This window comes from Desulfonispora thiosulfatigenes DSM 11270, assembly GCF_900176035.1.
GTDB classification, from domain to species: Bacteria; Bacillota; Peptococcia; order Peptococcales; family Desulfonisporaceae; genus Desulfonispora; species Desulfonispora thiosulfatigenes.
Genome location: NZ_FWWT01000005.1, coordinates 154,935 through 175,787, shown reverse-complemented (window position 1 = coordinate 175,787; position 20,853 = coordinate 154,935). Strand labels below are relative to the sequence as shown.

At 32.6% G+C, this 20,853-nt stretch carries 25 protein-coding genes; all 25 read left to right on the top strand.

Translation table 11 applies throughout. From position 1 onward, the window contains the following. Position 1: 1 nt before the first annotated feature. The 25 genes from B8965_RS00855 (at position 2) to B8965_RS00740 (ending at position 20,757) form a co-directional block, all read left to right on the top strand. On the top strand, positions 2-1,459 hold the full coding sequence (locus B8965_RS00855) for an Rne/Rng family ribonuclease (RefSeq protein WP_084051969.1): 1,458 nt from the start codon (positions 2-4) through the stop codon (positions 1,457-1,459). 132 nt (positions 1,460-1,591) lie between these two features. Continuing rightward, positions 1,592-2,311: a metallophosphoesterase gene (locus tag B8965_RS00850; RefSeq protein ID WP_084051968.1), complete on the top strand. Its 720-nt coding sequence runs from the start codon at positions 1,592-1,594 to the stop codon at positions 2,309-2,311. Between the two features lie 136 nt (positions 2,312-2,447). Further along, positions 2,448-2,759: a 50S ribosomal protein L21 gene (rplU, locus tag B8965_RS00845; RefSeq protein WP_084051967.1), complete on the top strand. Its 312-nt coding sequence runs from the start codon at positions 2,448-2,450 to the stop codon at positions 2,757-2,759. 4 nt (positions 2,760-2,763) lie between these two features. Then, positions 2,764-3,105 (top strand): ribosomal-processing cysteine protease Prp, encoded by a 342-nt coding sequence (locus B8965_RS00840; protein WP_084051966.1) that lies wholly within the window; start codon positions 2,764-2,766, stop codon positions 3,103-3,105. Continuing rightward, positions 3,105-3,398, top strand: coding sequence for a 50S ribosomal protein L27 (gene rpmA, locus B8965_RS00835; protein WP_084051965.1), 294 nt, complete (start codon positions 3,105-3,107; stop codon positions 3,396-3,398). The genes B8965_RS00840 and rpmA overlap by 1 nt, the downstream gene beginning before the upstream one ends. A gap of 107 nt (positions 3,399-3,505) precedes the next feature. Beyond that, a complete protein-coding gene (locus tag B8965_RS00830) occupies positions 3,506-4,015 on the top strand; it encodes a Spo0B domain-containing protein (protein ID WP_159446229.1) in 510 nt (169 codons plus the stop codon). A 14-nt stretch (positions 4,016-4,029) separates the two neighbouring features. Then, positions 4,030-5,304, top strand: a complete 1,275-nt coding sequence (gene obgE, locus B8965_RS00825) for a GTPase ObgE (RefSeq protein ID WP_084051963.1) — start codon at positions 4,030-4,032, stop codon at positions 5,302-5,304. Between the two features lie 118 nt (positions 5,305-5,422). Then, positions 5,423-5,599, top strand: a complete 177-nt coding sequence (locus tag B8965_RS12535; protein ID WP_200805840.1) for a hypothetical protein — start codon at positions 5,423-5,425, stop codon at positions 5,597-5,599. 139 nt (positions 5,600-5,738) lie between these two features. Then, the gene (gene yhbY / locus B8965_RS00820; protein WP_084051962.1) at positions 5,739-6,032 is read left to right on the top strand and encodes a ribosome assembly RNA-binding protein YhbY; all 294 of its coding nucleotides are present in this window, start codon (positions 5,739-5,741) and stop codon (positions 6,030-6,032) included. A 22-nt stretch (positions 6,033-6,054) separates the two neighbouring features. Further along, positions 6,055-7,191 (top strand): glutamate 5-kinase, encoded by a 1,137-nt coding sequence (proB, locus tag B8965_RS00815; RefSeq protein ID WP_084051961.1) that lies wholly within the window; start codon positions 6,055-6,057, stop codon positions 7,189-7,191. Positions 7,192-7,207: 16 nt separating this feature from the next. Further along, positions 7,208-8,461 (top strand): glutamate-5-semialdehyde dehydrogenase, encoded by a 1,254-nt coding sequence (locus B8965_RS00810; RefSeq protein WP_084051960.1) that lies wholly within the window; start codon positions 7,208-7,210, stop codon positions 8,459-8,461. Positions 8,462-8,484: 23 nt separating this feature from the next. Next, entirely contained in the window at positions 8,485-9,117 is a 633-nt protein-coding gene (gene nadD, locus B8965_RS00805; protein ID WP_278336304.1) for a nicotinate-nucleotide adenylyltransferase, read from the top strand. Between the two features lie 8 nt (positions 9,118-9,125). Further along, positions 9,126-9,689 carry a bis(5'-nucleosyl)-tetraphosphatase (symmetrical) YqeK gene (yqeK, locus tag B8965_RS00800; protein ID WP_084051959.1) on the top strand — a complete coding sequence of 188 codons (564 nt, stop codon included), beginning with the start codon at positions 9,126-9,128 and terminating at the stop codon, positions 9,687-9,689. 20 nt (positions 9,690-9,709) lie between these two features. Beyond that, the gene (gene rsfS / locus B8965_RS00795; RefSeq protein ID WP_084051958.1) at positions 9,710-10,069 is read left to right on the top strand and encodes a ribosome silencing factor; all 360 of its coding nucleotides are present in this window, start codon (positions 9,710-9,712) and stop codon (positions 10,067-10,069) included. Between the two features lies 1 nt (position 10,070). Beyond that, positions 10,071-10,814 (top strand): class I SAM-dependent DNA methyltransferase, encoded by a 744-nt coding sequence (locus tag B8965_RS00790; protein WP_084051957.1) that lies wholly within the window; start codon positions 10,071-10,073, stop codon positions 10,812-10,814. 62 nt (positions 10,815-10,876) lie between these two features. Continuing rightward, positions 10,877-13,354, top strand: a complete 2,478-nt coding sequence (gene leuS / locus B8965_RS00785; protein WP_084051956.1) for a leucine--tRNA ligase — start codon at positions 10,877-10,879, stop codon at positions 13,352-13,354. Between the two features lie 235 nt (positions 13,355-13,589). Next, positions 13,590-14,972, top strand: coding sequence for a cobyrinic acid a,c-diamide synthase CobB (locus B8965_RS00780; protein WP_084051955.1), 1,383 nt, complete (start codon positions 13,590-13,592; stop codon positions 14,970-14,972). A 205-nt stretch (positions 14,973-15,177) separates the two neighbouring features. Continuing rightward, complete coding sequence (locus B8965_RS00775) at positions 15,178-15,360, top strand: indolepyruvate ferredoxin oxidoreductase subunit alpha (protein WP_084051954.1); 183 nt, start codon at positions 15,178-15,180, stop codon at positions 15,358-15,360. Between the two features lie 54 nt (positions 15,361-15,414). Beyond that, positions 15,415-16,635, top strand: a complete 1,221-nt coding sequence (gene dsrA / locus B8965_RS00770) for a dissimilatory-type sulfite reductase subunit alpha (protein ID WP_143334179.1) — start codon at positions 15,415-15,417, stop codon at positions 16,633-16,635. Then, on the top strand, positions 16,635-17,714 hold the full coding sequence (gene dsrB, locus B8965_RS00765; RefSeq protein ID WP_084051953.1) for a dissimilatory-type sulfite reductase subunit beta: 1,080 nt from the start codon (positions 16,635-16,637) through the stop codon (positions 17,712-17,714). The genes dsrA and dsrB overlap by 1 nt, the downstream gene beginning before the upstream one ends. A 22-nt stretch (positions 17,715-17,736) precedes the next feature. Then, a complete protein-coding gene (locus B8965_RS00760) occupies positions 17,737-17,940 on the top strand; it encodes a winged helix-turn-helix transcriptional regulator (RefSeq protein WP_084051952.1) in 204 nt (67 codons plus the stop codon). Positions 17,941-18,015: 75 nt separating this feature from the next. Further along, positions 18,016-18,210, top strand: a complete 195-nt coding sequence (locus tag B8965_RS00755) for a hypothetical protein (RefSeq protein WP_084051951.1) — start codon at positions 18,016-18,018, stop codon at positions 18,208-18,210. 62 nt (positions 18,211-18,272) lie between these two features. After that, positions 18,273-19,043 (top strand): respiratory nitrate reductase subunit gamma, encoded by a 771-nt coding sequence (locus B8965_RS00750; protein ID WP_159446228.1) that lies wholly within the window; start codon positions 18,273-18,275, stop codon positions 19,041-19,043. A gap of 3 nt (positions 19,044-19,046) precedes the next feature. Next, entirely contained in the window at positions 19,047-20,414 is a 1,368-nt protein-coding gene (dsrK, locus tag B8965_RS00745; RefSeq protein WP_084051949.1) for a sulfate reduction electron transfer complex DsrMKJOP subunit DsrK, read from the top strand. Positions 20,415-20,439: 25 nt separating this feature from the next. Next, a complete protein-coding gene (locus tag B8965_RS00740; protein WP_084051948.1) occupies positions 20,440-20,757 on the top strand; it encodes a TusE/DsrC/DsvC family sulfur relay protein in 318 nt (105 codons plus the stop codon). Positions 20,758-20,853 lie beyond the last annotated feature (96 nt).

The window sequence follows — 20,853 nt, the reverse complement described above, 5'->3', positions numbered from 1 at the left end:
TATGAAAAAGGAGATTATCGTACAGTCTAGCACAAATGATACGCGAGTGGCTGTGCTAGAAAATGACCAATTAGTCGAAATTTATATTGAAGAAACAATAGGTGATAGGCTAGTTGGAAGCATTTTTAAAGGTATAGTTGAAAATGTCTTACCAGGAATGCAAGCTGCATTTGTAGATATTGGTAGGGAAAAAAACACCTTTCTCTATGTAGAAGATGCTATACCTGATAATTCTTATGGTAAAAATGGTGTAAAAATTAATATTAGAGATATTTTAAAAGTTGGTCAAGAGGTTATCGTACAAGTATCTAAAGAGCCATTAGGAACAAAAGGGGCTAGGGTTACTAGACAATTAACCTTACCAGGTCGTTACTTGGTTTTAATGCCTACAGTAGATTATATAGGTATTTCTCGTAGGATAAAGGATGAAAAAGAGCGAGAAAGACTACAAGAAGTGGCCGAAGAAATCAAACATCCAAATATAGGTATGATTATTAGGACAGTGGCCGTAGATGCTACTAAAGAACAATTAGAAGAGGATTTGAATTTTTTAGTTAGTGTGTGGAAAAAAATTGAAAAAGAATTAGCACTTCCGGGCACAAAAAGGTTAATTCACAAGGATCTACAATTAGTTGAGCGTATTTTAAGAGATGTTGTAACTGAGGACGTAGATAAAATTATTTTTAATAGTAGTTTTGATAATGAAAAAATAAAAGGATTTCTTGGAAAAGAATTTTCAAAATACAAAATTGTGCTAACTAATCAAGCAGACATTTTTGCCGAATATAATGTAAAAGCAGAATTAGCAAATGCTTTAAAACGAAAAGTTTGGTTAAAAAGTGGTGGTTATTTAATTATAGATCAAACAGAAGCTTTAACTAGTATAGATGTTAATACGGGTAAATTTGTGGGTAGTATTGATTTAGAAGACACTGTGTTAAAAACAAATTTAGAAGCAACATTTGAAATAGCTAGACAACTTCGCTTGCGTAATTTAGGTGGAATTATTATTATTGATTTCATTGATATGCAATATGAAAAAAATCAAGAAATGGTTTTAACTAAGTTAGAACAGTTTTTGAGTCGAGATAAAACAAAATCTAATATTTTAGGAATTACTTCTCTTAACCTGGTAGAAATGACTAGAAAAAAGGTGCGTCGTTCTTTAAGTTCTATTTTTGAAACTACTTGTCCATGTTGCGATGGCAAGGGACGCATTTTTTCTGTAGAATCAGTTTGTACCAATATTAAAGATGAATTAATGGAAGTGGCGGGTAGAACTATGGCTGAGACGATAATGATAAAGTCAAATCCTAAAATCATTTCATCTTTAAAAGGTCAAGGAGAACGAAAAATTAAAGAATTAGAGCAAAAGATAGGTAAAAATATTTTACTGAGAATAGAAGAAAGTTTATTAATTAACAATTATGAAATTAAAGCAGTACATAATATTGAGTAAGCTAAGAAAAAATAATCGTATAACTATAAATGTATCTCTCTTAGGGAGGTGCATTTTTTATTTATAAAGGGTTTAAATATGATAAAATAAATGACGTATTAGCTAAAATAAGAATTATAGTAGGGGGATATTATGAAAATATTTGCCCTGAGCGACCTTCATCTATCATTTGATGAAAACTATCAGGAATATAAGCCAATGAACATATTTGGTGAAAAGTGGCAAGACCATGCTGAAAAGATAAAAGAAAATTGGGTAAAAACAGTTTCTAATGAAGATATAGTATTAGTTCCAGGTGATCTTTCTTGGGGACTTAATTTAGAAGATATAGTATATGATTTATCTTATTTAGAAAATTTGCCAGGTAAAAAAATAATTTCTAAGGGCAATCATGATTTATGGTGGAAGAGTTTAAGTAAAGTTCGAAAAGCTTTACCAGAAAACATCATTGCTTTACAAAATGACCATATTATACTGAATAATCAAGTTGCTATTTGTGGAACTCGGGGCTGGCTTAACCCAGAAGATAAAAACTTCAAACAAAGTGTAGACTTGAAAATTTATAAAAGAGAACTTGGAAGACTAAAATTATCTTTAAAGAGTATAAAAGAAGATATCAAGGACATTATTGTGATGCTACATTACCCGCCGACAAGCGGTAAACATGAGTTTAGTGAATTTGTTGAAATCATGACAAATTTTAATGTGAAAACTTGCATTTATGGACATCTTCATTCAGAGGCTATTTTTAGTGCTCTACCAGAAGAAAAATGGGGAATAAATTTTCATATAGTAAGTGCTGATGCCATCGGATTTTGTCCTAAATTAATTTATAGTTTTAAAAGTGACTAGGATTGACTTATTATTTCTCATATAGTATACTAACTTATCGTAAGCAGTGTTTTTTTGCTGCCCAAACCGCACAAACTAGGTCTTAAAGCCCATTAAGCTACCTAAGCTTGGCGAGTATGATGCAGGAGGTGTAATTATGTACGCAGTTATTGAAACAGGTGGTAAGCAGTATAAGGTTCAAGAAGGTGATGTACTAAGAGTAGAACTTTTAGGTGCAGAAGCTGGAGATACTCATACAGTAGACAAAGTTTTAATGTTAAACACTGGTTCTGATTTTAAAGTAGGAAGCCCTTATGTTGAAGGAGCTAAAGTTACTTTAAAAGTTGAAGAACATGGTAAAGACAAAAAAATCATTGTTTACAAGTATAAAGCTAAGAAAAACTACCGTAAAAAACAAGGTCACCGTCAACCATTCACTAAAGTTACAGTAGAAAAAATCGAAGCTTAGTAATATGATTTCAGCTGATTTATATTTAAGTGCTAATGAAGAGATTATAGGATTTGAGTTTTCAGGACATGCCTTTTTTGCTGATTCAGGCAAAGATATCGTTTGTGCTGCTGCTTCGGTATTAGCAACTACTACAGTTAATAGTTTGGAGTTACAGCTTGATTTACACAATCACTATACTGTAGATGAAAAAAGTGGATATCTAAAATGTATGTTGCCTAAAGATTTATCGCAAGATAAATTTGAAAAAGCTCAAATTATCTTAAAAACACTAGAAATTGGTATTAAATCTATTGAGCTGAACTTTAGTCAATATATAAAGCTTTCACATAGGAGGTGGAATTAATGCTAAAGTTAAACCTTCAGTTATTTGCATCTAAAAAAGGTGTAGGTAGCTCAAGAAACGGTCGTGACAGTAATGCTAAACGTTTAGGCGTTAAAAGGCATGATGGTCAACATGTTTTAGCTGGAAATATCTTAGTTAGACAAAGAGGAACTAAGATTCACCCAGGTGTAAATGTTGGTATCGGAAAAGATGATACTTTATTTGCTTTAGAAACTGGTACTGTTAAGTTTGAAAGAAAAGGAAAAGACAAAAAACAAGTAAGTATTGTACCTGAAGTTGCAATCGTAAGTTAATTTAAACCTGGTCATTATGGCCAGGTTTTTTGTTTGTTTAAAGAAAAATGTGGACAAAATCTAAATTTACAGGATACAATAGGAATATTCTCGAAAGGGGGATGGATTTGAAAAGTTTAGTAGAGGATTTATTAGAGGCTAATCGGATTCAAAGACATGATTTCTTGAATAATATCCAAGTAATTTGGGGACTAATAAAAATTAACAAACAAGATAAAGCTGTTGAGTACATAGCTGAGGTAACCAGTCACTTGCAAGCTTTAAGAAAAACTAATCAAATAACTCAGCCTGAAATAGAGGCTATGATGTTATCCAGGGTGATGGAAATAGGAATTAACCCTGGTTTTAAGTATTCAATATCAGAAAACTGGCGCGTTAAGGAAGAAATAGTTCCTGAAGTAAATGCACTAATTAGTAGTATCTGGAATGAAATAAAAACACCTTTGGACCAAGAAAAAATTAATGTAGATTTTTGTTTAGAAGAAAGTAAAATTCTAATAAAGGTTAATACTATAGATACGGAAGCTAGTTTAAGCTGGAATGCAGTATTTGATTTATGTAAAAAAAATAATTTTCATTATATAGAACTTAAAAATGAAATTATAATAAATTTGTAAATAGGTGATAATGAATGTTTTATGATTATGCAAAAATAAATTTAAAGGCTGGAGATGGAGGAAATGGGGTAGTTGCATTTCGTCGTGAAAAATATGTTCCTTTTGGAGGACCAGCTGGTGGTGATGGTGGCGCAGGTGGTAGCATCATACTTGTTGCTGATGAGGGACTTCGTACATTAGTGGATTTTAGATATAAAAGACATTATAAGGGCGAAAGAGGACAACATGGTCAGGGTAGTAGTAAACACGGCCGAGGTGGACAGGATAGTTTTTTGAGAGTACCAGCAGGTACAGTAGTTAAAGATGCTGAGACTCATGAGATAATAGCTGATTTAGTAAAACACGGACAAGAAGTAGTCATAGTTAAAGGTGGTAAGGGTGGTAGAGGAAATGCTAGGTTCATTAGTTCGACTCATAGAGCCCCGACTTTGGCTGAAAATGGTGATTTAGGTGAAGAAAGATGGATTGAATTAGAACTAAAATTACTAGCAGACGTTGGATTAGTTGGATTCCCTAATGTTGGAAAATCAACGATAATATCTAGAGTATCAGCAGCAAAACCGAAAATTGCAGATTATCATTTTACAACGATAACTCCTAATTTAGGAATGGTTGATATTGACTCAGAGTCAAGTTTTGTCATGGCTGATATACCTGGCTTAATTGAAGGTGCTGCTGAAGGAACTGGGCTTGGTCATCGCTTTTTACGACATATAGAAAGAACTAAGGTTATTGTTCATGTATTAGATGTATCAGGTTCAGAGGATCGTGATCCTTTAGAAGACTTCCATACAATTAATCATGAATTAAAAAAATATAATGAGTATTTAGCACAAAGACCTATGATTATCGCGGCAAATAAAACAGATTTATTGCAAGGTAAGGATAATCTAGAGGTTTTACAAAAAGAATTAAAGGACTATGAAATATTTCCAGTCTGTGCAGCAACTGGTGAAGGGTTAAAACCTTTAGTTTATAGATTAGCACAACTTTTAGTAGAATTAAAAGATCAAGAACCAGTTATTCCTAAAGAAGAAAAAGGACTTCGCATGGTTAAAATAGATAAAAAACCTAAGTTTTATATTGAAAAGGTTGATAACATATTTGTTGTAACAGGTCCTGAAATTGATAAACATTGGGCGAGAACAGATATTAATAATGAAGATGCCGTAGCAAGATTTTTACAAATAGTTGAAGCTATGGGTGTTATCAAAGCACTTCGTGAACAAGGTGCTGAAGATGGAGATGAAATAAGAATTAAAGAAATGATTTTTGATTTCTTAGATTAAGTTTTTAGTACAAGGGGTAGAATTTATTTCTATCTCTTTTTTATTATGATTTATATAAAGCCTCCTGCATATAATGCTATAAGATAAAGTTATCGACAAGGATGGGTGGAGGATTTGTATGTTTAGTTTATTTAATTTACTAATTATAATGGTGTGTGTAATCATTCCCTTTTGGCAGATTTTTACTAAGGCAGGCTACCCTGGGTGGCTTTGTTTCTTTTTATTTATTCCTTTAATTAATATTGTTGTATTGTTCTTTTTAGCTTTTTCTGATTGGCCATCTATTAAAGGCTAAATATAACTTTAACTATCTTGCAATATAAGATAAAATAAAGCTGGATAAGTATAAAATGCTTATTTGCTATGCTATAATTAAAATATTATACCTTCAAGGAGGTGGAAAACTGGTACGGTAGTTTAGTACTAGTTAATTAATGTTAACAGGAAAACAAAGAAGATTTTTAAAAGCTTTAGGGATAGCTTTGGATCCAATTTTACAAATAGGTAAATCAGGAGTAAGTGAGATGGTAGTTAATTCCCTCGAAGAAGCTTTAGCTGCTAGAGAATTAGTTAAAGTGAAAGTGCTTAATAATTGCCCTCAGGAGCCTAAATTTGTAGGTGAAGAAATGGCAAAGTTAACTGATGCTTATTTGGTCCAAAAGATTGGGAGAAATCTAATTTTTTATCGCAGATCAAAAGATAAGCCATCTATAGAACTTCCAAGATAATTTTAAAGGTACGGTGTTCGAAATGTGTGAAAATGAATATAAAAATATGATTAAAAATGCCCACCGAATTGTGTTTAAGGTGGGCACAAGTACACTTACACATAGTACGGGTAAATTAAACCTTAATTTAATTGAAAAGTTAGTGAGGCAATTAGCGGACTTAATTTACCAAGGAAAAGAAGTACTATTAGTAACATCAGGTGCCGTGGGTGCTGGGATGGGTGTACTAGGATTTAAAGATAAACCTAGAACAATTCCTGAAAAACAGGCTTGTGCTGCTGTTGGACAGGGTGTTTTAGTACATATATATGAAAAAATATTTTCAGAGTATGGTGCAAAAGTTGCTCAATTATTATTAACGCGAGCAGATTTAAATGACCGAAATAGATTTTTAAATGCTAGAAATACCTTATTAACTTTACTAAAATGTGGGGTTGTGCCCATTATTAATGAAAATGATACGGTTGCTGTTGATGAAATGAAATTTGGAGATAATGACACATTATCATCATTAGTTGCGGGTTTAGTAGATGCGGATCTATTGTTATTACTTTCAGATATAGATGGTCTATACACTGGGGATCCCAATGAGGATCCCAATGCTTGTTTGATTGAAACAGTAGAAGAAATAGATGAAAGTATTGAAAGCGTAGCGGGTGGAGCTGGCAGTAAGTTTGCATCCGGTGGAATGATTACTAAAGTATTAGCTGCTAAAATTGCCGTTAAAGCAGGAATACCTATGATTATTACTAATGGAATTAAAATAGAAAACATTTCGAGGATTTTCCAAGGAGAAAAAATAGGTACGCTCTTTATCCCACCGAAAGAAGTAAATACCCAAACACGTAAAAGATGGATTGCCTTTAGTTCAAAATCAGAAGGTAAAATATGGGTAGACTGTGGAGCTTTTGAAGCAATTAACGATAAAGGAAAAAGCTTATTACCACGAGGTATTGTGAAAATCGAAGGATCTTTTAACGTTGGACATGTAGTTAGTATCATTAATCATGAGGCAAGAGAGTTTGCAAGGGGAATAGTTAACTATGATTCCTCCGAAATAGAACAAATAAAAGGTGTTAAATGTGAAGATATTATTAAAATTATAGGTCATAAGGATTATGATGAAGTAATCCATCGGGACAATTTAGCGATTAGATGATGAAAGGTGGATCAAGATGATAGCTAAAGAATTAATAGAAAAAGGCCGCCTAGCCAAAGAAGCAGCATATCACCTAACACTTGCTAGTTCAGAGCAAAAAAATGGTGCTTTAGAAAAAATAGCTGTAAAATTACTAGAACGAAAAGATGAAATTATTAAGGCTAATGAATTAGACATAAATGATGCTAAAGATAAAAACATGCCAGTATCGTTACAAGATAGGCTATTACTAACATCAAAACGCATTGAAGACATGGCAGAGGGACTAAAGCAGTTAATTAGTCTGCCAGATCCAATTGGAGAAATAGAAAGAATGTGGAAGACTACAGAGGGCTTAGAAATAGGTAAAATGAGAGTGCCTCTAGGTGTAATTGGAATAATTTACGAAGCAAGACCAAATGTAACAGTAGATGCAGCAGGTTTATGTTTAAAATCAGGAAATGCTGTAATTTTAAGAGGTGGCTCTGATGCGATTAATTCTAATAAAAAAATAGCTCAAATTATTGAAGAAGCCATAAGTGATTCAGAATTACCTGCTAAATCTGTACAGTTAATTGAAGACACAAGCAGAGAAGTTGCTAATCAAATGTTAAAATTAAACGAATATTTAGATGTCCTCATTCCAAGAGGAGGAGCGGGATTAATTAAAAATGTAGTTGAAAATGCTACAGTCCCTGTAATTGAAACAGGGACTGGCAATTGCCACCTTTATGTAGAACAAGATGCAAATTTAGAAATGGCAAAAAATATCGTTATCAATGCTAAAACTCAGCGTACAGGAGTTTGTAATGCAGCAGAAAGTCTACTAATTCATGAAAGTATAGCAAGTAGTTTTTTGAATTTAGTTGGACCTGAATTAATTAATTTAGGGGTCGAAATTAGAGGCTGTGAAAAATGCAAACAAATTTTGTCTAATTCTATTATAGCGACCGAAAAAGATTATGCTACTGAGTTTTTAGATTTAATAATTGCTGTTAAAATTGTAAAAGATATAGATGAAGCTCTAAATCATATTCGTAAGTTTGGGACAAAACATTCTGAAGCCATTATTACTAATAGTTATAGTAAAGCAAAGAAATTCCAAAGATCAGTAGACGCGGCTGCTGTTTATGTTAATGCTTCTACTCGCTTTACAGATGGTTTCATGTTTGGATTTGGGGCTGAAATTGGAATAAGTACTCAAAAACTTCATGCTAGAGGACCTATGGGTCTAAAAGAACTGACCAGTTTTAAATATATTATTAATGGTGAAGGTCAGATTAGAAAATAAACGGCTAACAAGGAGTGTAAGAATTGTCAAAGCGAAAGTCCATTGGAATAATGGGTGGAACTTTTGATCCTATCCATTATGGGCATTTAGTAATAGCAGAGGCCGTTAGAAGTAAATATAATATGGATAAGGTGATTTTTGTTCCGTCTGGGTGTCCTCCTCATAAAAATTGTAGCAATGTAAGTAGTGCTATGGATAGATATACCATGACGGCCTTAGCTACAGCAACAAATAGATATTTTGATATATCTACTGTGGAAATTGATAGAAGCGGAAAATCATATACGTATGATAGCTTAATAGAGTTTAAGAAAAAGTACCCAAAACACGATATTTATTTTATCACTGGAGCAGATGCTATTAAAGACATCACCACCTGGTATAATTATGAAAAATTATTAGAAATGTGTTACTTTATAGCAGCAACAAGACCTGGTTATACCTTGTCTAATTTAAAAAACAAAGAATTACAGATGCTTTCAAAAAAACAATTAGAAAATATTGAAATAATAGAAGTGCCAGGGATAGAAGTATCCTCAACAGATATAAAAAGAAGAGTTAGAGAAAACAAATCTATCAAGTATTTATTACCAGAAACTGTAGAAGACTATATAACAAAATATGATTTATACTTAAAAAAAGAAAATGATATTTAGGTGTAAAGATGAATAACTATGTAGAAATCATCAAAAAACGCTTAAATAGTAAAAGATACCTTCACTCAATAGGGGTGGCAGAGACTGCTAAAGAATTAGCGTTAATTAACGGGGTAAATCCCGACAAAGCTTATTTAGCAGGTTTAATTCATGATTATGCAAAATGTCTAACAGATCAAGAGTTATTAAATTTAGCTAAAAACAATAATTTGATTGCTGATGATGTAGAGTATAAACAACCTGACTTACTACATGGGCCAGTAGGAGCTTTTCTTCTTAAACGTGATCATAATATATTAGATGAAAGTATTTTGCGGGCAGTAAGGTATCATACAACAGGCTGTGCTGATATGGACACTCTAACTAAAATTATCTATATTGCTGATTATATTGAACCTAATAGAGTATTTAATGGGGTTAAAGAAATCAGAGAGCTTGCCTTTCGTAATTTGTCCATAGGTGTTTTAAACGGTTTGGATAATTCACTCAAATTTATAATTGAAAAAAATAAATTAATACACCCTTTGAGTATAGCTGCACGAAACTGGATAATAGAAAATATTAGAGTATAAAATTAGGAGGATTAATTAATTTGGAGAAAAATGATGTTTTAAAACAAATTATAAAATCTATTGACGATAAAAAAGCACAAGATATTGTGGCTTTAGATGTACAAGGTATATCTACCTTTGCTGATTATTTTGTTATTTGTACAGGTTCATCTAATACGCAAGTAAAGGCTATAGCAGATAATATTGAAAAAGAATTAAAAGAAAAATCAAATTTATATGCTATGCGTAAAGAAGGCTATCAACAGGGTCACTGGGTACTTCTAGATTATAATAATATAATAGTTCATGTCTTTTTACCAGATGATAGAGAGTTTTATGATTTAGAAAGACTCTGGGGAGATGCCAAAAGACTAGAAATAGAAACTATACTTGGTGAGTAAAATGTCCTATCAAGACTTAGCTAGTGTATATGATTTTTTGATGGAAGATATTGATTATGAAGCCTGGGCTAATTATCTAGTTACTTTAATAGACCAAAGTCAAGTTACAGGCAATAAAATTTTAGATTTAGGCTGTGGCACAGGTAAGATTTCTTTATTATTAGCCCAAAAAGGGTTTGATGTTGTAGGTGTGGATAATTCTATAGAAATGTTAACCGAAGCCGAACAGAGATTTAGACAGCACAATGCAAAAGTTAGTTTATATAAACAAGATATAAGAAATCTAACTATAAATGAAAAAGTAGATATTGCTATATCTACTTTTGATACTTTTAATTATCTTTTGACCGAAGATGATTTATTAAAAGCATTTTCAAATGTTTATAAAATTTTAACTAATAATGGAGTATTGATCTTTGATATTAATACGTATTATTATTTAAAAACAATATTAGGAAATAATATTTTCACATATAACACACCAGAACTTGTTTATTTATGGGAAAATGAGTTTTGTGAAACCAGGGATGTTTGTCAGATGAATCTAACGTTTTTTGTGCAAGAAGCTGAAGAAGAAAGTTATGTAAGATTCGATGAAGAGCATAAACAAAAGGCGTTTAAATTAGAAAAGGTAAGGGAATTATTAACTAAAGTTGAATTTAAACAAATAAATGTTTATGGAAAATTAAGTTTTACAGATCCGATAAATGAAGAAGAAAAGGTATTTTTTATTGCAAAGAAATAGTCTCTCTTCCAAATTGGGATGAGAGATTTTTTGGGTTTTTTCTAATTAAGGAGGCTTAAAATATGAGTAATCATTATAATTTTCAAGAAATTGAAACTAAATGGCAAAAAGAGTGGGAAGATACTAATGCATTTAAAGTAGTAGAAGATAAGAGTAAACCAAAATATTATTGTTTAGAGATGTTTCCTTATCCATCAGGAAACCTACATATGGGTCATGTAAGAAATTACTCTATTGGGGATGTTGTCGCTAGATATAAAAAAATGAAAGGCTTTAATGTCTTGCACCCTATGGGCTGGGATTCTTTTGGTTTACCTGCTGAAAATGCAGCGATTAAACATGGATATCCTCCTGCGAAATGGACTATAGAGAATATGGAAAATATGCGTGAGCAATTAAAAGCAATGGGCATAAGTTATGACTGGGATAGAGAAATTGCAAGCTGCTTACCTGATTATTATAAGTGGACTCAATGGTTATTTATTCAGTTATATAATAAAGGATTAGCATATAAGAAAAACAGTAATGTTAATTGGTGTCCGTCTTGCCAAACTGTATTAGCTAATGAGCAAGTAGTAGATGGCGGATGTGAACGCTGTACTAGCCAGGTTAATAAGAAAGCTTTAGAACAGTGGTTCTTTAAAACTACTGATTATGCTCAAAGATTACTTGATGATTTAGAAAAACTTGATGGATGGCCAAGCAAGGTTAAGACAATGCAGGAAAACTGGATTGGTAGAAGTGAAGGAGCCACAATTGTTTTTGATGTTAAGGGAACAGATGAAAAAATAGAAGTATATACAACACGTCATGATACAATTTTTGGGGTAACTTATGTAGTGTTAGCACCTGAGCATCCGTTAGTTGAAAAGCTAACACAAGGTACTGAGTATCAAGCAAACGTACAAGATTTTATTACAAAGGTTCAAAAGCTTAGTGAAGTTGATCGTACATCAACTGAATTAGAAAAAGAAGGCGTATTTACAGGTGCGTATGTTATTAATCCATTAAATGGAGAAGAAGTACCAATATTAGTTGGTAATTATGTTTTATATGAATATGGTACAGGAGCCGTTATGGGTGTACCTGCTCATGATGAACGGGACTTTAAATTTGCTAAAAAATACAACTTAAATATTAGAGTAGTAATTGAGCCAGAAGGTCAAAGTTTAACTGTTGATCAAATGGAAGATGCTTATACTGAAAATGGCATAATGGTTAACTCTGGAGAATTTAGTGGACTAGCTAACAGAGATCTAGGAATGCAAAAAATCGCTGAATTTTTAGAAGCAAACAACAAAGGACAAAGAAAAATCAACTATCGTTTAAGAGATTGGTTAATATCTAGGCAGCGTTATTGGGGTGCCCCTATTCCGATAGTTTATTGCGAGGATTGTGGAGCAGTTCCCGTAGAAGAAAAAGACTTACCAGTTTTATTACCAGAAAATGTAGAGTTTTTACCAAATGGCGAATCTCCATTAAAATCTTCAAACGAATTTGTCAACACTGTATGTCCAAAGTGTAATAAGCCAGCAAAAAGAGAAACTGATACAATGGATACATTTGTTTGTTCTAGTTGGTATTTCTTGCGTTTTTGTGATCCTAAAAATACTGAAAAGGCATTTGATAAAGAAAAAACTGACTATTGGATGTCTGTTGACCAGTATATTGGTGGCGTAGAGCATGCAATTTTACACTTAATGTACGCTCGCTTTTTAACTAAAGTATTAAAAGATCAAGGATTAGTTAGTGTGGATGAACCATTTAAAAACCTCCTAACTCAAGGTATGGTTTTAAAAGATGGAGCTAAAATGTCTAAGTCTAAAGGCAATGTAGTCAGCCCAGAAGAGATAATAAATAAATATGGTGCTGATACTGCTAGATTATTTATTCTTTTTGCTGCTCCACCAGAACGTGATTTAGAGTGGAATGATCAAGCTGTTGAAGGATGCTATCGATTCTTAAACAGAGTATGGCGTTTAATTGATAGCTATGTAAATGACCCTCAAGAATATACAAATGAACAAAAGGAACTAACTAAAGAAGATAAAGATCTTAAGAGAATAAATCATCAAACCTTAAAAAAGGTTACAGCTGATTTAGAAGAACGCTTTAATTTTAATACAGCAATTAGTTCTATTATGGAATTAGTAAATGCAATTTATCATTATAGAGAAAAGGATAAAGAAGTAAACAATTTAATTGTGAAAGAAGCAATCGAAAATCTAGTAATTATGTTATCTCCTTTTGCTCCACATTTAACAGAAGAACTTTGGACAAAGTTAGGAAATGAAAATAGTGTTCATGAAGAGAATTGGCCTAAATATGATGAGAACGCATTAGTATTAGAAGAAGTAACAATAGTATTGCAGATAAACGGAAAAGTAAGAGGAAGATTAGAAGTTGCGGCTGGTCTTTCTAAAGATGAAATTGAAAAAATGGCTTTAGAACAAGAAAATGTAAAAGAAAACATAAAAGACAAAACAATTCAAAAAATAATTATCATCCCAAATAAACTAGTTAATATAGTTGTAAAATAGTTTTAATAAAAAAGGTGTTAATAACAATATAATACTTCCAAAGTAGACAATATATTTCATTAAAAATTACATTATCTACTTGGAAGTTTTTTTTATGTTATAATAAATTATAAGTTAACACTAGGATTAGTTATCACGTCCATAAAATAAACTTATATATATTTGTGTGAAATTCTGATATAGTATGTATGAGAGAAGGATAAATATAATTTATACATGAAGGTGGAGTGTTTTTGTGGAAAAACGTCCGCGTATAGTAATAGCTGCAAATCAAGGAAGGTCAGGAAAGACAACAATTACTTTAGGTCTATTAAAGGCCTTAAAAAACAGAGGTTTAAAAGTACAACCTTTTAAAAAAGGACCCGATTATATAGATCCTAGTTGGCATTCATTTGCCTCAGGCATACAATCGCGAAATTTAGACGCTTTTATGATGACTAAAAATGACATTACAAATACTTTTGTAAATAGTTCAAATAATATGGACATTAGTATTATCGAAGGTGCCATGGGACTATTTGATGGTTTAGATGTAGAAGGTAGTGGAAGTACAGCTGAAATTGCCTATATGATCGATGCACCTATTATTTTAGTAGTAAATTGTCAAAGAATGACAAGAAGTGTAGCTGCATTAGTAAATGGTGTAGTGAATTTTGACCCTAGAATAAAAATAGCAGGCGTTATATTAAATAATGTTGCCCGTAAAAGACATGAAAACATTTTGAAACAATCGATAGAAAAGTATTGCAATGTTCCTGTTTTAGGCATAGTCCCTAAAAGCAAGGATATAGTTATTCCAGATCGTCATTTAGGTCTAATACCAGCAGGTGAAAAAGAAGAATTGTTGGAAAAGGTCGATAAATTAGGAAAACTAATAGAAGAAAATATTGACCTTGATAAATTAATTGAAATTTCCCAAAATACTACATCTTTGGAATCTATCAAGGATGCTGTTGATATGAATAGATTGGCTAAAGTTAAGATAGGAGTAATAAAAGACAAAGTTTTTAGCTTTTATTATCCTGAAAACTTAGAAGCTTTAGAGGAAAAGGGTGCAGAATTAGTAATTATTAACTCTTTAAACGATGCAAAACTCCCTGAAATAGATGGACTATATATAGGGGGAGGGTTTCCTGAAGTTTTTGCAGAGCAACTTGAAAGAAACGAAGGTTTAAAAACCGATATTAAGAATGCAATTCAGCTTGGAATGCCAGTATATGCCGAATGCGGGGGACTTATGTATTTAGGTCAAAAACTTTTTGTTGATGATAATAGCTATGAAATGGTTGGAGCTTTACCTTATGACGTAAAAATGGAGAAAAAACCACAAGGTCATGGGTATACAATAAACAAAAGTCTAAAAGACAATCCTTTTACTACAGAAGATACAATAGTGAAAGGTCACGAATTTCACAATTCACGCTTAATTAATTTAGAAGAAGAAAAAGTGAAGTTTGCATTCGAGGTTCAAAGAGGAAAAGGTATTATAAATTCAAAAGATGGAATTTTATTCAATAATTGTCTAGTAACGTATATGCATACTCATGCAGCCTCAACACCTGAGTGGGCTGATGGACTTTTGCATAAAGTTTTAGAATTTAAAAACAATAACAATTAGCTATTAACTAATAGTAAAATGTTTTAATAAATTATGTTTTAAAATAGGACTGAGTATGTTAAGATTGTGTTGAGTTTTGAAATATCCCGTGAACTCTTTCACAAGCGTATTTACAATTTTAAAATTTAATATTATTATATAAGTGTAATATTAAATTTGTACTTAAACACTAATTGAAATTATAGCGAAAGGAGTTGTATATAAAATGTTCATGGTAACAGTTGATGAAGAAAAATGCGTTGGTTGTGGTGAATGTATTTCTGCATGTCCTGCACAAGTATTCGTTCTAACAGATGACAAAGCTATAGTAACTGAAAATGAATGTATGGGTTGTCAAACTTGTATTGCAATTTGTCCTAACGAAGCAATTACATTAGATGAATACTAAAATTTTAAATTAGTTTAAATTTTTTCATAAAATATATTATAACTATGGAGGTGCATCGCATTGTCTAACAGACCTTTACTGGATAACCTTAAAGAAGGTAGATATCCTTCGTTTGTTAAGGAAATGGAAAAAGGCGGGGCAAAAACCGAGCAGTTATTAAACTTGTTAGAGCGCTCGTATGAAGAAAAGAAAGTTCACTGGAAACATGGTGGTATCGTAGGAGTTAGAGGTTACGGCGGTGGAGTTATTGGTCGTTACTGTGACTTACCTGAAGAGTACCCAGATGTAGCTGAATTCCATACTATTCGTGTAAACCAACCATCAGGATGGTTCTACAACTCTAAATCACTACGTACATTATGTGATATTTGGGAAAAACATGGTTCTGGATTAACTAACATGCACGGTGCTACAGGAGATGCTATTCTTTTAGGTACTACTACTGAGCATTTACAACCAATTTTCAATGATTTATCTGAAGCTGGTTTTGACCTTGGTGGTTCAGGATCTAACTTAAGAACGCCATCTTGTTGTAATGGTGAAGCACGTTGTGAATATTCTTGTTTTGATGCTATGCATTTATGTCATGACTTAACTAATGAGTATCAAGATGAGTTACACAGACCAATGTGGCCATATAAATCAAAAATTAAAATTTCTGGTTGTCCTAACGATTGTACTTCTTCAATTGCTCGTTCTGACATTGCAATCATTGGTACATGGAGAGATGCTATCCAAGTAAACCAAGCAGAAGTTGCTAACTATGCTGATGCAGGTATGGATGTTAAAAGAGAAGTTGTTTACAAATGTCCTACTAAGTGCATGAGCTACGATGCTGATAAAAAAGAATTAAACATTGACAATGATAACTGTACAAGATGTATGCATTGTATCAATACTATGACTAAAGCTTTACATGTAGGTAAAGATAGAGGAGCTAGTTTATTAATCGGTGGTAAAGCTACAATAGTTCAATCAGCTTTCTTAGGTTGGGTTGTAAAACCTTTCATTAAACTTAACAAAGAAGATGACTATGCTGAATTAAAAGAATTATTAGAGAAGATGTGGGACTGGTGGGATGAAAACGCTAAGGTTCGTGAGAGAATCGGCGAGTTAATCTACAGAAAAGGTATGACTGATTTCTTAAAAGCTATCGATATCGAAGCTGTACCACAAATGGTTAAACATCCACGTGAAAACCCTTACTTCTTCTGGACTGAAGAAGAAGTTGTAGCAGAAATTGCTTCTAGAAAAAATGCGGAGGTGTCTAAATAATGAGCAATCCAAACTATGGAAAAACTGATATAGGACCACCACATTATTGGGATATGCTTCCTGATATTATTAAGAATAACTATGGTAAATGGTTATTTCATGAAAAGGTGAAGCCAGGTGTTTTAAAACACGTTGGTGAATCTGGAGATGAATTATTCACAGTACGTATTGCTTCTCCGCGTTTAATCCATATTGACACTATTAGATATTTTGCTGATATGGCTGATAAATATTCTGGAGGACACTTACGTTTTACAAGTAGACATAGCGTTGAGTTTTTATTAAGTGAATCTGCAAACGTTGATCCATTAATTGCTGAATTAGATGCAGCTGGATGGCCAGCTGGTGGTACAGGTAAGGCTCTTAAAAACCTTATCCATACACAAGGTTGGATTCACTGTCATAGTGCTGCTACTGATGCTTCTGGCCCAGTTAAAGCTGTTATGGATGACTTATTTGACTTATTCCAAAAAGATGACCTGCCAGCTAAATTAAAAATTGCGATGGCATGTTGTTTAAATATGTGTGGTGCTGTTCACTGTTCAGACATCGCATTCGTTGGGGTACACAGAAGAATACCACAAGTTAATGACTATGGTGTTGCTAACGGTTGTGAAATTCCGAACGTAATTGCATCATGTCCGACAGGTGCAATTAGACCAAATCCAAAAGCAAAATCAGTAACAATTAATGAAGAAAAATGTATGTACTGTGGTAACTGTTACTCAGTATGTCCTGCATTACCAATAGCTGACCCTGAAGGTGACGGAGTTGCTATCTTTATCGGTGGTAAAGTTTCTAACACAAGATCAGGCCCAGCTTTCAGTAAATTAGTAATTCCTTATATTCCAAACGAAACTCCAAGATGGGATACTTTAGTTAAGGAAATTAGAAAAATAGTTGAACTTTGGTTATCTGATGCTAAAAAGCATGAAAGAATCGGAGAGTGGATTGAAAGAATTGGTTGGGAAAAATTCTTTGAAAAAGCTAACTTACCGTTTAACTCTAAGTTAATTGATGATTTCACTTTCTCAGTTCCAACATTCCGTTCAACTTCTCAGTTTAAGTTTACAAAGTAAATTAAAGAGAGAGGTGAAAATGATGGCTGAGTTAACAAATGAAGAAATACGTGTAAAAGTAGTTGAATATTTACAAACTACTGACAAGGCAAAAAATAAAGATATAGCTAAGGCTATAGGCGTTGATAAAAAAGAGGCAACAAAGGCAATTAATGAATTAGCTAATGAAGGAACTATAGAGTTTTTATATCTTGGTACTTCTTATGTAACATTAGCGAAAAAATAGTTTCTGTTTCTATTAGGATAAAGGTCAAGGTAGTAGCCTTGACCTTGAATCCTGATTTATAGGAGGCATTACTACATGGATATAGAAAATTTACGGGAATCTTTAGCTGAGTACATTTCCTTTAGTGACCGTTTAGTATATGAAATGCGCGACTTTAAATCAGACGAATACAGAGCTGGAGTCGCTGATGGCATTGAAATGGCGATAGATATGCTTAAAAGCTATTTAGAAGGCTTTCCAGAATTAGATGCCTTAAAAGATATAAAATAACTGTTGTTAAGTCTTATGTTTTCCCAACAATTAATAAGCAAAAGCTTATGGGGGTGTATTTAATGGAAATATTTTTCAGAGTAATGGCATTTGCCGCAATAGCTATTTTTGGTATAGGAGTATTTTATAGAATTTCTCTTTGGAATCAAACTCCGATTCCACACAGACAGACTTTATACCCAGCTCCTACAACAAAAGCTGAAGCAAACTTCAAAATTGCAAAAGAATTAGCACTGTTTCAAACCCTTTTTGAAAATGATAAACCTTTATGGGTAGGATCATGGATTTTCCACGTTGGTTTAGCTGGTGCTATTTTTGGTCACTTTGTTGGTATCCCAACTTTAGGAGAACAATTTGCAATCGTACCTGGTATTAGTGTTGAGTTAAGTAAGCAATTATCATCAATTTTAGGAACAGCTGCAGGTTTAATGTTATTATATGGTTTAGTCCATTTGTTAATTAGACGTTCAACTGTACGTGAAGTTAAAATTATTTCAGATCCAATGGATTTCTTTGACTTATTTTTATTATTAGGAATCGTAGGTACAGGAAACTTAATGAGATTCTTAACTCCAATCGAATATATTGAAGCTAAAAATTTCGTTATTGATATATTCACTTTTAGTCCAATTGCTATTCCAAGCAATACGACTTTCTTAATACACTTTACTTTAGTAATGGTATTATTGATGTACTTCCCATTCAGTAAATTAATGCACTTCTTAGGAAGTATTTATACAAGAGCTATTTCAACAAGACCTGGTACAGGAACTTATCAAACTGACCAAGTTAGATTAAATTCAGTAGATCAAAAAGTCAATAGGGGGGTGTAAAGTATGAAACCAATATTAAATATGGCTAAAAGTTTGACATATTTGCCTATATCTCCTCCTGATCCTGAACATAGGGATGAAAGAGCTTTAGAACTTTTTGAAAGAATGAAATCACAATTTCGTTCAGTGTTAATGGCAATGGAATCTTGTGTAAAGTGTGGACGTTGTGCAAATGCCTGTCATACCTATTTAGGAACACAAGATCCTTACAATATACCTGCTAATAGAGCAGATTTAATGAGAAAAGTTTATAAAAGACACTTTACTACAACTGGAAGAGTATTTGGTTCTTTTGCTGGTGGAGAAGAATTTAGTGATGAACTTTTAGAAAAATGGGTAAATTACTTTTATCAATGTAATGAGTGTCGTAGATGCTCAGTATTTTGTCCATTTGGTATTGATACAGCTGAAGTGACAATTGCTGCTAGACAAATCTTAACGTATTTAGGTATAGTACCTAAATTCATTATGGATACTGCTACTATGTTACACAAATCAGGTAACAATATGGGTATTCCAGTACCAGCAGCAAAAGATAGTATAGAATTTATGGAAGATGATTTAGAAGACGAGTATGGATATAAAATTCCTCTACCTGTTGATCTAGAGCAAGCAGATATTTTATATATTCCATCATCTGCTGATTTTTTCACAAACTATGATACAATGATTGGTGTAGCTAAATATTTCTATGCTATAGGTGCTAGTTGGACTATGGACACTAGTGTTTTAGAAACAGCAAACTTTGGATTATTCTTTGATGAATATACTCAAAAAGAACATACTCATCGTAAATTAGCTGCAGCAAAAAAATGTGGCGCTAAAAAGATTATAGCAGGTGAGTGTGGTCATGGATGGCGTGAATTTAAAATGTATACTGAGAGTATTTTTGGACCACATGAATTTGAAATTACTCATATTCATGAGGAAGTTGCAATGTCAATCAAAAAAGGTGAGTTGAAGTTTGATAAGAGTGTTAATGATCATTTAAAAGTAACCTTACATGATCCTTGTAACTATGCTCGTGGAGCAGGATTAATCGAAGCTCCTAGATATGTTTTAAAACATGTTGTAAATGACTTTAAAGAAATGACACCTAACAAGGAGAAAAATTTCTGTTGTGGTGGTGGATCAGGACTTTTATTTGAAGAAATAAAAGATATCCGTAAGAAATTAGGTGCTCAAAAGGTTAAACAAATTGAGACCCTAGCGGATCGTAACTATCTTTGTGCTCCATGCTCCATATGTAAAGCTCAGCTTCCATTAGTCTTCGAAGACTTCAAGAAAGAAACTGGTCATGAAGATTTTACAATTGCAGGCTTAATGGATTTAGTTGGTTTTGCTATGGTGCTTGAAGAAAATAATAAATAATTAATATTTTATGGAGGTGTCTATAATGGCAACAGTAGATGTTAATGGCCACAGTGTTGAATTAGATGAAGATGGTTTTATGGTAAACTTAGACGAGTGGAATGAAGAAGTAGCTGTTTATTTAGCTAAAACTGAAGATGTAGCTGAATTAACTGAAGATCATTGGAAATTAGTAAACTATCTTAAAGATTACTACAAAGAGTATGGTATTGCTCCAATGGTAAGAAAAATGTGTAAAGATACTGGATTAAAATTAAAAGAAATCTATGACTTATTCCCAACAGGACCTGCTAAAGGTGCTTGTAAAGTAGCTGGATTACCAAAACCAACTGGTTGCGTATAAGTTATAATTAAAGTCAGTCTTAATAGACTGACTTTTTTTTGTGGAAATTTATAGTTAATACAATGTTTACTTCTGAAAAATTCAAATGTGAAAATT